The organism is Calothrix sp. NIES-2100, from assembly GCF_963875285.1.
Classification (GTDB): domain Bacteria; phylum Cyanobacteriota; class Cyanobacteriia; order Cyanobacteriales; family Nostocaceae; genus Aulosira.
On the sequence record NZ_CAWNLA010000001.1, the window covers coordinates 3,595,610 to 3,611,521 of the forward strand.

Annotated in this window: 6 protein-coding genes; 5 read left to right on the plus strand and 1 reads right to left on the minus strand. The window is 41.0% G+C overall.

The window, feature by feature from the left end:
* Positions 1-99 precede the first annotated feature (99 nt).
* From AACU32_RS14880 to AACU32_RS14890, 3 genes are all read left to right on the plus strand, one after another.
* Positions 100-4,335, plus strand: a complete 4,236-nt coding sequence (locus tag AACU32_RS14880; RefSeq protein ID WP_096600691.1) for a non-ribosomal peptide synthetase — start codon at positions 100-102, stop codon at positions 4,333-4,335.
* Positions 4,336-4,343: 8 nt separating this feature from the next.
* The gene (locus AACU32_RS14885) at positions 4,344-7,619 is read left to right on the plus strand and encodes a non-ribosomal peptide synthetase (protein WP_096600693.1); all 3,276 of its coding nucleotides are present in this window, start codon (positions 4,344-4,346) and stop codon (positions 7,617-7,619) included.
* Between the two features lie 289 nt (positions 7,620-7,908).
* Positions 7,909-9,441 (plus strand): glycosyltransferase, encoded by a 1,533-nt coding sequence (locus tag AACU32_RS14890; protein ID WP_096600694.1) that lies wholly within the window; start codon positions 7,909-7,911, stop codon positions 9,439-9,441.
* A 9-nt stretch (positions 9,442-9,450) separates the two neighbouring features.
* On the opposite strand, the gene AACU32_RS14895 is transcribed toward AACU32_RS14890, so the two are convergent.
* Entirely contained in the window at positions 9,451-10,551 is a 1,101-nt protein-coding gene (locus tag AACU32_RS14895; protein ID WP_339377905.1) for an alpha/beta fold hydrolase, read from the minus strand.
* A gap of 276 nt (positions 10,552-10,827) precedes the next feature.
* Between AACU32_RS14895 and AACU32_RS14900 the strand changes: the two genes are divergently transcribed.
* Both AACU32_RS14900 and AACU32_RS14905 read left to right on the plus strand, forming a co-directional pair.
* Positions 10,828-15,555 carry a non-ribosomal peptide synthetase gene (locus tag AACU32_RS14900; protein WP_096600697.1) on the plus strand — a complete coding sequence of 1,576 codons (4,728 nt, stop codon included), beginning with the start codon at positions 10,828-10,830 and terminating at the stop codon, positions 15,553-15,555.
* 133 nt (positions 15,556-15,688) lie between these two features.
* Complete coding sequence (locus tag AACU32_RS14905) at positions 15,689-15,850, plus strand: hypothetical protein (RefSeq protein WP_339377906.1); 162 nt, start codon at positions 15,689-15,691, stop codon at positions 15,848-15,850.
* The last annotated feature ends 62 nt before the right edge of the window (positions 15,851-15,912 follow it).

Genomic DNA, 15,912 nt, shown 5'->3' on the forward strand with positions numbered 1-15,912 from the left:
TTAAACAGGCATCACTGATAACCGATTTCCTGGTTTGACAACAAGATGAACTGAGAAAAAGTTTCCGCAAATTCCACCACAACTGTTTGCCATTCACTTATGAGCCAGTATATTCTCAGTAGTCTCACAGATGATGAAGAACTCAATTTTTCTCAAGAAGCAGAGGTTTTCGTTTTTCCCACTTCTTTCGCCCAGCAGCGATTGTGGTTTCTCGACCAGTTAGCACCGGGCAATCCATTTTACAACGTGTCAACAGCGCTTCGCCTGACAGGTTCCCTCAACTTCACCGCCTTAAGGCAGACATTCAACGAAATTGTACGTCGCCACGAAACCTTACGCACTAGGTTTGTTATGGTAGACCAGCAACCAGTGCAGGCGATTCCTGCGGAAAGCTACGCTAACGCACCCAGTTTAACCATATCTCTTCCCCTAATAGATCTACGCAATTTCAAAAGCCAAGAACGTGAGACACAAATGCGGCAAATCGCAACCCAAGAGTCTCAATATCCTTTTAATCTCACCACCGGGCCATTGCTGCGAGTGAAGCTGCTACAACTAGATGAAGCAGAATATGTACTGCTGCTAAATCTACATCACATTGTTGCTGATGGCTGGTCAATGGGAGTACTAATTAGAGAACTGGGGGTATTATACAAAGCCTTTGCAGATGATGAGGGATGTCTGATCGCAAGCCCTTTTGCTGGGCGAACAGGTGACGCTTCTAACAACTCCCTGTCTACGCCCCTGCCAGAACTACCCATTCAATATGCAGATTTCGCCCAATGGCAACGGGAGTGGCTGCAAGGAGTGGGGGCAAACGGCACCTCCCCTCTACAAACCCAGTTAGCTTATTGGCAAAAGCAATTAGATGGGCTTTCAGTGCTGAATCTCCCCACTGACCGACTAAGACCAGCAGTTCCTAGCTACAGGGGTGCAAAACAATTTCTAGAGCTACCAAAGTCCTTAACTCAAGCGCTAGAGGCACTTAGCTACCAAGAAGGTGTGACCTTGTTCATGACTCTGCTGGCAGCGTTTCAGACTTTGCTCTATCGCTACACGCAGCAAGAGGATATTGCAGTAGGTTCACCTATTGCTAATCGTAACCGTAGCGAACTAGAGGGGTTGATTGGTTTTTTTGTCAACAGTTTGGTGCTACGTACCGATTTATCAGGGAACCCGACGTTTCAAGAATTATTAAATCGAGTACGAGAGGTAACTTTGGGAGCATATGCCCATCAGGATTTGCCCTTTGAAAAGCTAGTGGAGGAAATTCACCCAGAGCGAGATTTAAGCCACCATCCCTTATTTCAGGTTGTATTTAGCCTGCAAAATACTCCGATTGAAGCGCTAGAGTTACCTGGGTTAAAGCTTTCGCTATTCGAGTTCGACAGCAAAACTGCAAAGTTTGATTTAGAGTTCCATTTGTGGCAAGATTTGGAAACTCTCAAAGGACAAGTGGTGTATAGCACCGATTTATTTGATGACACCACCATTACGCGAATGGTGGGACATTTCCAAACACTGTTAGAAAGTATTGTCGTCAATTCAAAACAGCGCCTTTCAGATTTGCCTTTGCTTACTGAAGGAGAACGACAACAGTTATTAATTGATTGGAACAACACTTATAAAAGTTACCCGCATAATAAGTGTTTTCATCAGTTATTTGAAGCACAGGTAGAGCAAACTCCCGATGCGATTGCGCTTAGCGCACGCTCCGCGAACGCGCTAGTATTTGACGATGAACAACTCAGCTACAAACAGTTAAATATACGCAGCAACCAACTTGCACATTATCTGAAAAAATTGGGGGTAGTCCCTGACATTTTAGTAGGTATTTGCGTAGAGCGTTCGCTAGAGATGATAATCGGGCTATTAGGCATCCTCAAAGCTGGTGGAGCATACCTACCTTTAGATCCAAGCCTACCTCAAGAGCGTCTTAAATTCATGCTAGAAGACGCACAAGTTTCTGTAGTACTCACACAAGAAAAGTTACTCAAGCATTTTGAGGAATTCTCAAAGCCCATTATTTGTATAGATAAAGATTGGGCAGCTATTACACAAAACAGCCAAGAAAATCCAACCAACTGTGTAACATTTGAAAACTTAGCTTATGTCATCTACACTTCTGGCACTACGGGGAAGCCTAAAGGTGTTTTAATTGAACATCGGGGATTATCTAATTTAGTAGAAGCTCAGATTGAGACTTTCAACTTGCAATCGAGTAATCGTATTTTGCAATTTGCATCATTGAGTTTCGATGCTTCAATTTTTGAGATTGCTATAGCACTGCGAATAGGATCAACTCTTTATTTAGCAAATAAAGAATCCCTTCTACCCGGACAACCTTTGCTCCAACTATTGCGCGAAAAAGCTATTACTCATGTCGTTCTTCCACCTGCGGTATTAGCAGTCTTACCTACAGAATCACTCTCTATATTGCAAACTATTATTTGTGTCGGTGAATCTTGTACAGACGATATAATAAAACGTTGGTGGAGTTCTAGCCGGAGGTTTTTTAACGCTTACGGCCCTACTGAAGCAACTGTTTGGTCAACCGTTGCAGAAATTAAATCTGTCAATGAAAAATCTTTCATTGGTCGCCCTATTACTAACACTAAAATTTATATATTAGATAAGCATTTACAAACTGTACCAATTGGAATTACAGGTGAATTATATATTGATGGTGATGGACTAGCACGAGGCTATCTTAACCATCCTGAATTAACAGCCCAAAAATTTCTTGCCAATCCTTTTAATCAGCAAAAGGGAGCGCGACTTTATAAGACAGGTGATTTAGCTCGGTATCGACCAGACGGTAATATTGAATTTTTAGGGCGCATCGATAATCAGGTAAAAATTCGCGGCTTTCGCATTGAATTATCAGAAATTGAAACAGTACTAAGTCAGCATCGAAATGTCCAAAAAGCAGTAGTAATTGCTCAAGAGAATGTATCTGGCGATAAGTACTTAATAGGTTATATTGTCCCTAATGTAGAGACAAAAAATTGTACTTCGTCCCGCTGCGCTAACGCGTCTCTACTACGCAATTTTTTAAAAGAAAAATTACCAGAATACATGGTGCCAAAAGCTTTTGTAGTGCTGGATTCTCTACCACTAACTGCTAATGGCAAAGTGGATATTTATGCACTAACAGCACTAGAGACTCCGAGCTACTCAAGAGATGAAGCCTTTATCGCTCCTCGGACTCCAACTGAGTCAATCTTGGCAAAAATATGGGCTGAAATCCTTAATATTGAGGATGTAGGTATACATGACAACTTCTTCGATTTAGGAGGAAATTCACTACTAACTGTACGTTGTTTACAACAGATAAATAAACAGTTTGAGCGCGAATTGCCACTATCTACTTTATTTTTAAATCCAACAATTGAAAGTTTAGCAACTTCTCTATCTTCAAAAACAGATTTTATCCCTTGGTCTCCCTTGGTTTCGATTCAAACGACTGGTTCAAATCCACCTTTTTTCTGTGTTCATCCAATTTTTGGCGTTGTCTTTCCTTATTACGAATTAGCTCATCATCTAGGAAAGAATCAACCATTTTATGGGTTACAATCCATTGGCATTGATGGCGAAACTCCACTAACTCGCATTGAGGATATGGCTACCCACTACATTAAAGCATTGCGCTCAGTACAGCCGAAAGGCCCTTATTTTTTGGGAGGTTGGTCTTTCGGAGGTTGGGTTGCTTTTGAGATGGCTCAACAACTACAAAAAGCTGGTGAAGAAGTAGCGCTACTTGCTGTGCTTGATACTGTAGCACCAATTAAGGACAATATACCTTCTTTAAGTAAGAGTTTTAAGTTTCTTTTGACTACAGTAATGCGATATATATGGCCTTTTTTCCTCGATTATTTTTGTTTAATTACTGCTCCTGGGAAGAACAGAATCAACAGTTTAATTTCTCGGTTTCCTAATTTTAATAAGTTTGTGCAAATACTCCAAAGAAATCTGTTTTCCCACTTCATTCTCAAAAAGGATGCAACAGTCAACTTTATATCGGAAGAATCCCAGTTAAGACTGTTAAGCGAGTTAGCAATTCCCTCTATACTTCGTGTTTTCTATGCTAATAGCCAAGCAGTTCTCAACTACGTTCCGCAAGTCTACCCTAAGCAAATTCATTTTTTCAGAACAAAAGTTCAGTCAACCATTGCCGAGAAAGAGCCGAGTCTGGGTTGGAATCAGCTAGCCGCAGAAGGAACGGAAATTCATCATATTCCTGGCAATCACTTAACTATGCTGAGAAAACCTCATATCCAGGTTCTCGCCGCACAGTTAAAAGCCTGTATTGAGAAAACACAAATTTTAAAATAAGAATCAATATGTCTTCTGAAGAGGTCTACGTTTTTCCCGTATCTTTTGCTCAACAGCGGTTATGGTTTTTTGACCAGTTGATCCCTCATAATACTCTTTATAATGTGCCGACAGTAATTCGCTTAACAGGTTTGCTTAACTTAACGGCACTAAAGCAGACTTTTAACGAAATTGTCCGTCGCCATGAAACTTTACGCACTACATTTATAGTCTGGGATGGGCAACCCCTACAGGCAATTGCACCCAGCTTAACAATACCTATTTCTGTATTAAACATCCAGCAATTACCAGCTGATGAAAGGGAAGTTGAAGCCAAAAGCATTGTTACCGCAGAGATAGAACATCCCTTTGATTTATCCTCAGGGCCATTGCTGCGAGTGAAGTTGCTTGTGCTTTCCCAGACAGAACATATTCTATTACTGAATATGCACCACATTATTTGCGATGATTGGTCTATTGGGGTGCTGATTCGGGAGATGGGAGCGCTGTACGCAGCTTTTGCACAAAATCAACCTTCCCCTCTATTAGAACTACCTCTTCAGTACGCCGACTTTGCTCACTGGCAACGCGAGTGGCTACAAAAAGAAGTACTCCAAACGCAGTTAGCTTACTGGCAGCAGCAATTAAACGGTATTTCTGGGCTGCATCTACCCACCGACAAACCAAGAGCAGCTATACAAAGCTATCAAGGCGCAACACAATTTCTAGAGTTACCAAAAAAGTTAACTGATGCACTAGAAAAGCTTTCACAGCAAGAAGGTGTTACCTTGTTTATGACGCTGCTGGCAGCATTTCAAACTTTACTCTACCGCTACACTCATCAAGAAGATATCGCAGTAGGTTCACCAATTGCTAATCGTAACCGTAGTGAAATTGAGGGGTTAATTGGTTTTTTTGTCAATAGTTTAGTACTACGTGCCAACTTATCTGAAAACCCCACTTTTCGAGAACTACTAGGCAGAGTACGAGAGGTAACACTAGGAGCTTATAGTCAGCAAGATTTACCATTTGAAAAGCTAGTTGAAGAACTACACCCAGAGCGAAACTTGAGCCATCATCCGTTATTTCAAGTAGTTTTTAGTTTCCAGAATTCGCCAATGTCGGCACTAGAACTGCCTGGATTAGTGCCTAGCTTTAAGAATATTGATTTAAAAAAAACACGATTTGATTTGGAACTACACTTGTGGAAGTGTTCTGAGGATTTTAGGAGCTTATGGGGTGCAAACTGGGAGTATTCTGAAGGTATCCGAGGTGTGATGGTTTACAAGACAGATTTGTTTGATAAAGCTACCATTAGCTGGATGTTGGAACATTTTAAAACTCTATTATCAGGTATTGTGATAAATCCAGAGCAACGTCTAGCAAATTTACCACTATTAAGTAAATCTGAGTTATATAAGTTATTAGTGGAATGGAATAATACCCAGGCTGATTATCCTTCAGATAAGTGTATCCATCATTTGTTTGAAGAACAGGTACAGCAGCATCCTGATGATATAGCAGTAATCTTTGGTAACGAGCAACTCACATATCAAGAGTTGAATAGCCGTAGTAATAAATTAGCACAATATTTACAAAAATTAGGGGTAAGTTCAGAAACTTTAGTCGGCATTTCCATTTCACAGTCTATAGAAATGATCATCGGATTGTTAGGCATTCTGAAAGCAGGAGGAGCATATCTTCCTTTAGACCCTAGCTATCCTCAAGAACGCCTAAAGTTCATGCTGGAAGATGCCCAGGTTTCAATATTGTTAACACAAGAAAATCTAATTAAGCATTTTCAAGGTTTCTCAAATCAAATTATTTCTATAGATAAAGACTGGGAATTTATTACCCAAGAGAAGGAAGACAATTGCAAAAGCGATTTAAATAGTGATAATTTAGCTTATGTTATTTACACTTCTGGCTCTACAGGAAAGCCTAAGGGAGTGGCTGTACCTCATAAAGCTGTAAATCGGTTAGTGTGCAATACTAACTATATAAAATTGTCACCATCCGATAAAATTTCCCAAGTCTCAAACACTTCCTTCGATGCAGCAACCTTCGAGATTTGGGGAGCGCTACTTAACGGTGCTCAACTTATAGGAATTAGTAGAGATGTCATGCTTTCACCGAAGGATTTTGCATTAGAACTACAACAAAAAAAGATTAGCATTCTCTTTTTGACTACGGCTTTATTTCAACAGATTGCTAGAGATGTTCCCGAAACTTTTGCATCCTTGCGATGTTTACTCTTTGGTGGGGAGACGGTTGACAAAAGATGGGTTAAAAAGATAATAAAACATGGGAAGCCAAAAGATTTAATTCATGTTTATGGGCCTACAGAAAATACAACTTTTTCATCTTACTATTACGTAGAAGAATTACCAGAATCAGTCACATCTATTCCTATTGGTCGCCCCATTCAAAACACGCAGATTTATATATTAGATCCCCATTTACAACCTGTGCCTATTGGCGTTACTGGCGAATTATATATTGGTGGAGAGGGACTAGCGCGAGAATATCTAAATCAAACTGAGTTAACTGCTGAAAAATTTATTCCTCATATTTTTAGTAATAAACCAACAACACGTCTTTATAAAACAGGTGACTTAGCCCGCTATTTACCAGATGGCAATATTGAATTTTTAGGTCGCATTGATAATCAAGTAAAAATCCGTGGCTTTCGCATTGAGTTGTCAGAGATTGAAGCGGTGTTGAGCCAACATCCAGCAGTGAGAGAAACTGTTGTTATTGCTGGTGAGGACGTACCTGATGATAAGTACTTGGTGGCTTATGTTGTTCCCAATCAGGAACAGATACCGATGTTAGAGATGCAAAGCTTTGCGTCCTTACTTCGTCAATTTCTCAAAGAAAAGTTGCCAGAATACATGGTGCCAAGAGCATATATGGTACTGGAATCTCTACCGCTAACACTTAATGGCAAAGTGGATCGCCGCGCTTTACCTACGCCTGATACAATTACTTTCAATCATCAAGATTATGTGGCACCGCGATCGCAAGTTGAAAAGCTACTTGCTCAAATTTGGGCTAAAATCTTGGGAAAAGAGCAAGTAGGTATCCACGACAACTTCTTTGAATTGGGCGGTCATTCTCTCCTCGCGACTCAGCTAACTTCCCGTATCCGTGATACCTTCCAAATAGATTTGTCTGTACGCAACTTGTTTGAAGCACCGACTGTAGAACAACTATCTAGATATATAGACACAATCTATTGGACAGCAAAAGGTATAAATAACGCTGAAACTACGGGAATTCAACGAGAAGAAGTAGAATTTTGAGAAACCCCTAAGTTAGCGATCGCTATGCCATTTATGCCATCCGATATATGTGCACGAGCCACAGTAGCGATTAACTTAAGCATTAGGAAAATGCGCGAATTGGCTGGGTTTAATCTAAACTGACTTTTCCCGTCATGTGGAAAAGCTTGCTTTTTTATGGCGTTTATCTACAGCCTCACTGCCTGTGTTTTTCAGTCTTGGGAGTTTTTAACAAGCTCACTAAGGTGTTCTGCTGCCGTCTTCAGGCAAAAACCTCTAGTAGAAATCAACCTGTATTAGGAAGTGGGCTATGCACATTGGATTTCTCAACCCTCAAGGCAATTTTGATTCAGGCAATAGTCATATTACGAAACACCCAGATTTTGGGGGTCAGCTGATCTACGTTAAGCAAGTCGCTATAGCCATAGCTCAGATGGGTCATAAAGTTGATATTCTCACCCGTCAAATTATTGACCCGGAATGGCCAGAGTTTGCCGAAGCGATTGACACTTATCCAGGGATCGATAATGTCCGCATTATCCGCTTACCAGCAGGGCCAAAAGAATTTCTCTCTAAAGAGTTATTGTGGCCTCATCTGGTTAGTGATTGGGTACCCAACATCTTTAAATTTTATCAAGAGCAAGGTGGCTTACCCGATGCAATGACTGCCCACTACGGTGATGGAGGATTGTGTGGCGTTCTCATTGAAGAAGAGACAGGCATACCTTTTACCTTTACTGGTCATTCTCTCGGCGCTCAAAAGATGGACAAACTGGAAATCACCCCAGAAAATCTGCCAGAAATAGACGAGCAATTTAATTTCAGATATCGCATTTTAGCCGAACGCCTGAGCATGAATCGCTCGGCTATTAATATCACCAGTACAAGACAAGAACGCTTTGAACAGTATTCTCATCGAGTCTATGGTGGTGCAGTGGATGTAGAGAATGACAACTGCTTTGCAGTAATTCCACCGGGAGCCGATTTCTCGATTTTCGGTGCAAAGGCACGTTCCGAAAATGAGGAAGCTACCGAAGAGTTCATTCAGGAACGATTGGCACGGGATATTGCAGAAGCCCGTCGAGATTTGCCCGTCATCCTAGCATCTAGTCGATTAGAGCCTAAAAAAAACATATTAGGGCTAGTGCAAGCCTTTGCAATGAGTCCAACACTTCAGGAACGAGCTAACTTGATGCTAATTACAGGGGGGCTGGACGATCCTTTACGAGAGGAGGCTAGTGACAGCATAGCTGAAGAGGTATTAGCTCCCATTCGGGAAGTTATCAAAGAAAATGACTTGTGGGGCAAGGTGAGTGCCTTTGGCTTGTCAGATCAGTCTCAAGAGTCACTGGCAGCAGCCTATCGGTTTATGGTGAAACACCGCTCGGTGTTCGCGCTGACCGCACTCTACGAACCTTTTGGGCTTGCTCCCTTAGAAGCGGCAGTTGCAGGTTTGCCAGTGGTAGCAACCAAGAACGGTGGCCCCAGCGAGAGTTTCCAACAGGGAAATAAGGAATATGGCGTACTCGTTGACCCAGAAGATCCTGCTGATATTGCGCGGGGCTTGGAACGGTTGCTATGTGATGCTCAGGAGTGGGAGTATTTTGCCCAAGCTGGTCAGCAACGAGTACTGAAGAAGTACACTTGGGAATCTACTGCTGAAAACTACCTAACTTTGCTTGAGCAGATTCTGTCTTCATCAGAAACCCGACCTCGCGCTGAACTCCTTCCCATCCATCCCTACTTCCTTAATCCACAATCGCAGACCGATGTTTCTTTGGAAGAATTGGGCGAACTTTACTTTGGAACTAATCAAAAGGTGTTAAGTACATCTAGCCTGTGAGGAAAGCAGCTATGAGCAGCCAGTACAAAACCTGCTGACTGCTTCGGCAAACTGCTGGTTTTGTTCCATCAATGCCATGTGTCCACCTGGTTTTAGGGTGACTCGTTGAGAATAAGGCAATTCTGCTTTCATGCGATCGCTCGCCACAGGTTTAGTTGCTATATCTGAAGCGCCGCAAACAACCAACACAGGTACGTTAATAGTTGCAAGTGTGTCTGTTTCGTCGAACCTTAACATTCCCAATGTGCCACGAGCCAGAACACCAGGCGAACCCAATGCTGATAATAGACCAGCAAAATTTAGTTGACCGCGTGTTTCAGTACCCGTAAATCCAGATAGTTCTACGGTGATGTACAGCGAACCATTAAAATACGAAAGCCAAGTCATCAACCAAAAAATCGGCCACAGCACAGTAGTCAGGTACAGCACAGGTTCAAGTATTGGCTTTTGTAATTTACGTACCAAATTACTAAATATACAGGTTTTAACCGGATTGGTGTAAGTAGTATCTACAAGAATTAAGCCAGCCACCCGAGTGCCTAATTGCTCTGGAAATAGGCGACAGAATGTGAGGTTAATCATTCCACCCATGCTGTGTCCTACCAAAATAACAGGTTTATCTCCTGCTATGGCAACAACAGCTTCCAAATCACGGGCATATTTTTCTATAGAATGATCGTTGTTTTTCGGTTTGGAGGATTTTCCTAACCCTGGTAGATCCCAAACAATTACTCGGAAGCGATCGCTTAGTTGTCGTTTGGCATAATACCATACAGTACTGTTTGGCCCCCAACCGTGTGACAAGATAATCGGTTGACCATCTTCAGGTCCAAAAAACTCTACTTGCAGTACACTACCATCCGGTCGTGGCAAACGTTGCACAGTTTTGCTACGCATAAACTTAGGTTCATCGGCTCCAGGACGGCGCAGCAGTGGCAAACTGATAAAACGACCGCCAAAAGTCCACAGAACCATTATTAGCCCAGCTACTAAGTAAAATGTTCCTACAAGTTCTCGTTCGTACCACTCATAGAAAATGTAAATTCCCCCGCCAAGTACCCCAATCGACAGCAGTTGACTCAACCATACGAGCAGTAAATTATGAGGCATGAACAGCATGAGCCTAAACCTTGCGATACGTCATTAACTGCGTTGTCTTTTAGCTTCATACCATAGTTATAATCATCCAAGTTTCATTCCCAGGAATGATTTATCCAGTCTTAGAAGTGTGATAAAAATGTTGGGTTAGGTAATAAGCAGTGCACCTTGGCAAAAAGAACTATCCAGTTAAAAAATGTTAAAAAACTGACGACACAAGTAATATTTATACAGCATAGCTGCCTACTAACTTCTAATAAATAACAATACTTGCGAAGGGGTTTAATTTTGAATACAGTTGAGTTTTTAACTTATCTTCGCAGCTTAGATATTCAAGTTTTTATTGATGGTGAAAAGTTTCGCGCTAACGCCCCTGATGGAATTCTTACACCAGAACTGCGTGCAGAAATTCAAGAGCGTAAAGCAGAAATTATTGAATTTTTAGAAGCATCTAGTCGTACTAATAATCAGAGTTTTAAACCTCTCTCACCTATTTCGCGGTCAGGAAATATTCCTCTGTCATTTGCTCAACAACGGCTGTGGTTTCTTGACCAATTAATCCCTAATAATCCTTTCTATAACATTCCACTAGCACTACATTTAACAGGTTCGCTGAAATTAGCCGCGCTAGAGCAAACTTTTAACGAAATCTTGCAACGACATGAAGCTTTACGCACCACTATTGTCGTACAGAAAGGGCAACCAGTTCAGGTAATTAATCCTACCCTAACAATACCTTTACCAATAATAGATTTACGGCAACTGCCACAAGCCAAACGAGAAATACAAGCACGACGACTCATTACACAAGAAGCTCAACATCCTTTCAATTTATCAACTGATTCGTTGCTGCAAGTAAAACTGCTGTGGTTGGATGAGACACAATACATCCTGCTGCTAACTATGCACCACATTGTCTCTGATGGTTGGTCTATAGGGGTGCTGATTCAAGAGATAGCAGCACTCTACACAGCCTTTGCCAGCAATCAGCCTTCTCCTCTACCGAAACTGACAATCCAATATGCAGATTTTGCATACTGGCAACGCCAATGGTTGCAAGGGGAAGTATTAGAAAAGCAACTGAGTTACTGGCAAAAGCAATTAGACAGCATTTCTATGCTAAATTTGCCAACCGACAGACCAAGACTAGCTGTTCAAACTTATCAGGGTGCAAGGCAACCTCTGCAATTATCAAAAAGTTTGAGCAAAGCACTTTTAGCTTTCGGACAACAAGAAGGGGTAACTTTATTCATAACCCTACTAGCAGCATTTAAAGTTTTACTTTACCGCTACACACAACAAGAAGATATTGCTATCGGTTCACCTATTGCCAATCGCAACCGTAGTGAAATTGAGGGATTAATTGGTTTTTTTGTCAATAGCTTAGTACTGCGTACTGACCTATCAGGAAACCCAACTTTTCGGGATTTATTGAGTCGGGTTAAAGAGGTAGCTTTAGGAGCTTATGCTCATCAAGACTTACCTTTTGAAAAACTTGTAGAAGAACTACATCCAGAGCGTAATTTGAATCAAAATCCTCTCTTTCAAGTTGTTTTTGCGCTTCAAAATGCACCGATAACAGCCTTAGAGTTACCTAGTTTAACTTTAAGTCCGCTACCATTTGAAACGGAAACAACGCGCTTTGATTTAGAGTTCCACTTGTGGGAGTCAAATACTCAAAATGGGTTATGGGCAGATAGCTCAGAAGGAATTAGTGGTTTTGTAATTTATAGCACTGATTTATTCGATGATGTTACTATCACCCGGATGATAGGACACTTCCAAATATTACTAGAGGGTATAGTTGCAAATCCAGAAAAACGAATTGCACATTTACCACTTTTAAGCGAATCTGAGCTACATCAATTGTTAGTTGAATGGAACAATACCCAGGCAAATTATCCTCAAGATAAGTGTATTCATCAGTTAATTGAGAGCGTATCAGAGCAGAATAGTGAGGCAACTGCACTAGTATTTGGCAATGAGCGACTTAGCTATAAAGATTTAAATATACGCAGTAATCAACTTGCACATTATCTCAAAAAATTAGGAGTTGAAAGCGAAGTTTTAGTAGGACTTTGTGTAGAACGCTCTTTTGATATGGTAATCGGGATGTTGGGCATCCTGAAAGCAGGTGGAGCTTATGTACCTTTAGATCCAAGCTATCCATCTGAACGTTTAAACTTTATGCTTGAAGATGCTCAAGTCTCAGTTCTATTAACTCATGAGCGATGGCTTGAACGCCTGAAAAACTATAATTCACAAATAATCTGTTTAGATAAAGATTGGGAGATTATTTCTCAAGAGATTGAAGATAATCTTACTAGTAAAGTTTCAGTAGATAACCTCGCTTATGTTATTTATACCTCTGGCTCAACTGGAAAACCTAAAGGGGTGAAAATTGAACATAGAGGATTGTTAAATTTAGTATTTTGGCATCAAAAAGCGTTTGCAGTTTCCCCCCTTGATCGAGCAACGCAGATTTCTGGAGTTGGTTTTGACGCTTGCGGTTGGGAAATTTGGCCTTATCTGAGTACTGGGGCAAGCATTTATATTGTAGATGATGAAAGCAGGCGATCGCCTGACGATCTCCGAGATTGGCTAGTATCAAAAGCAATAACAATTTCTTTCATCCCCACACCTTTAGCAGAGAAAGTTTTATTATTAGATTTTCCTCAGAACGCAGCTTTACGAATATTACTCACAGGTGGAGACAAACTAAATCAATATCCTTTACCTTCATATTCTTTTCAAGTATTTAATAATTATGGTCCAACTGAAAACACAGTTGTTACAACTTCAGGATATGTTTCTGTTAAGAATCAAGGTAATTTAGCACCTGTAATTGGTCGTGCGATGCCTGCGGCGGGCGTAGCCATCGCTAATACAAAAGTTTACATATTAGATAAACATTTACAACCAGTACCTATTGGCGTTCCGGGAGAGTTATACATAAGTGGTGATGGGTTAGCACGAGGTTATTTAAATCATCCTGAATTAACTGCTGAATCTTTCATTTATCATTCTTTTACTAATCAGTTAAAAGCACGACTTTATAAAACAGGTGATTTAGTTCGCTATCGAGTAGATGGCAACATTGAATTTTTAGGCCGCCTCGACGAGCAGGTAAAAATTCGTGGCTATCGTATTGAGTTGGGAGAAATTGAAGCGATATTGAGTCAGCATCCAGCAGTGCAGCAAACTGTAGTAATAACTCGTGAGGATGAACAGGAAAAGCGCATAGTAGCTTATGTAGTACCAAAAACTGAATACAGTAACGAACAGGAGAATTTGCAATTAATGCAATTGCAGAATGAGCAGGTTTTGCAATGGCAGATGTTGTATAACGAAACTTATAATCAATCTACTAATTCAGATCCTACATTCAATTTTGTCGGCTGGAATAGTAGTTATACAAATCAGCCTATTCCAGCAGAGCAGATGCGTGAGTGGGTGGATAACCAAGTCGAGCAGATTTTGGCTTTGCAACCCAAACGAGTGTTAGAAATTGGTTGTGGAACAGGCTTAATTCTATTTAGAATTGCACCTCACTGCACTAAATATTGGGGAACAGATTTTTCCTCAGTTTCACTTAACTGCATTCAGCAACAGCTACAAAAACAACAAATGCCGCAGGTAACACTGTATCAGCAAATGGCTACTGACTTCGAGAAAGTAGAAACAGCAGCTTTTGATGCAGTAATTCTGAACTCTGTTGTACAATATTTTCCTACTATTGATTATCTGATTAGTGTATTAGAAGGTGCTGTACAGGCAACTGCTCCAGGTGGCTTTATCTTCATAGGAGATGTGCGTAGTTTGCCACTCTTGCAAGCTTTCCATGCGTCAGTCCAACTGTATCAAGCTGAACCTTCCCTTACCTGCTTGGAGTTGCAACAACGGGTACAAAGGCAAATATTTCAAGAAACAGAGTTAGTTATTGACCCAGATTTTTTTACGGCAATCAAGCAACGCTTTCCGCAAATTAATCATGTACAAATTCAACTGATGCGGGGTAAACATCACAATGAGTTAACTGAGTTTCGTTACAATGTGATTCTTCATGTTAGTACTGAAACTGTTAATAATACTAAAAATTATTCAGTGGTGAACTGGTCTGAAGATAATTTAACAGTCTCAGCAGTGCGTCAGTTATTAATTGAGAATCAACCAGAAATATTAAGCATTATCAATGTACCTAATGCGCGGCTGATGTCAGCAATTAAAACAGCAGAATGCTTATCAGACGTAGAAGGTTTTAAAACTGTAGGTCAAATACGTAAAGCTTTGCAAGAACTAGAAAATTTCGGAGTAGAACCTGAAGATTTCTATGCGCTGAACGTACCTTATAGGGTTGATATTACCTGGTCTCATTCAAGTACTGAAGGACATTATGATGTGGTTTTTGTAAGACAAGATGCAGTAGGTAAAAGGACTATTTTTCCCCATAGCACGGCTCTCTCTCGTCCCTGGCAATCTTACGCCAATAATCCCCTACAAGCCAAAGCAGCGCATAAGTTAGTGCCGCAGTTGCAGACTTACATAGCAGAAAAACTGCCTGAATACATGATGCCATCAGGTTTTGTAGTATTGGAGTCTTTACCTCTAACAGCTAATGGTAAAGTCAATCGCCGCGCCTTAAGAGCATTCCATGATGGAATCAAGTCTCAATTAGCTGAAAATTACATTGCACCTCGAACTCCTGTTGAACACGTACTGGTGAAAATTTTTGTTGAGGTTTTGGGACTTAAGCGCGTAGGGATTTATGACAATTTCTTTGAATTAGGTGGTCATTCATTACTAGCAACTCAGCTTGTCTCTAGAGTGCGCGACATCTTGCATGTGGAGTTACCTTTGCGTAGCGTATTTGAAGGAGCAACAATTGCACAAATATCTAAAGTGGTGGAAAATTTTAAAGAAAGCAATGCTCAAAGTCAAGCCCCAGTTTTAGTCCCACTATCGCGTGAAAGTCGGCGGATTAAGTTATCTTCCTTAAACGAACAGAGCAAGGGGTGAAAAATTTAGTTGTGATTTAAGGGAACTCTAAAAAATAAATTATCCAATTTGTGTACTTAACTAGGATTCTTTCTTCCTTGTCCTCCCGAAGTTCTGTTCGTCGTACTCCAAAGGAGAACTCGAAGAGTAGACGTTGGCGTCCCTTGCGCGTCTCCCCTTGGGAGAAGCCAGACGCTCCTTCGTCGCTAACGCTTCGCTAACGCCGGAAGCCGGCGCTCAGACTTCTCTCCATGTTCCCCAGCAATCGTTAACTGGTGCGTTAGCAATAAATTTTGTAGAGAGGGAGAAAGAATGAGACCCAACATTCGTCGAGATGTTGGGTTTTGCAAAGCCTCAACCTAACCTACACTTGTTTCC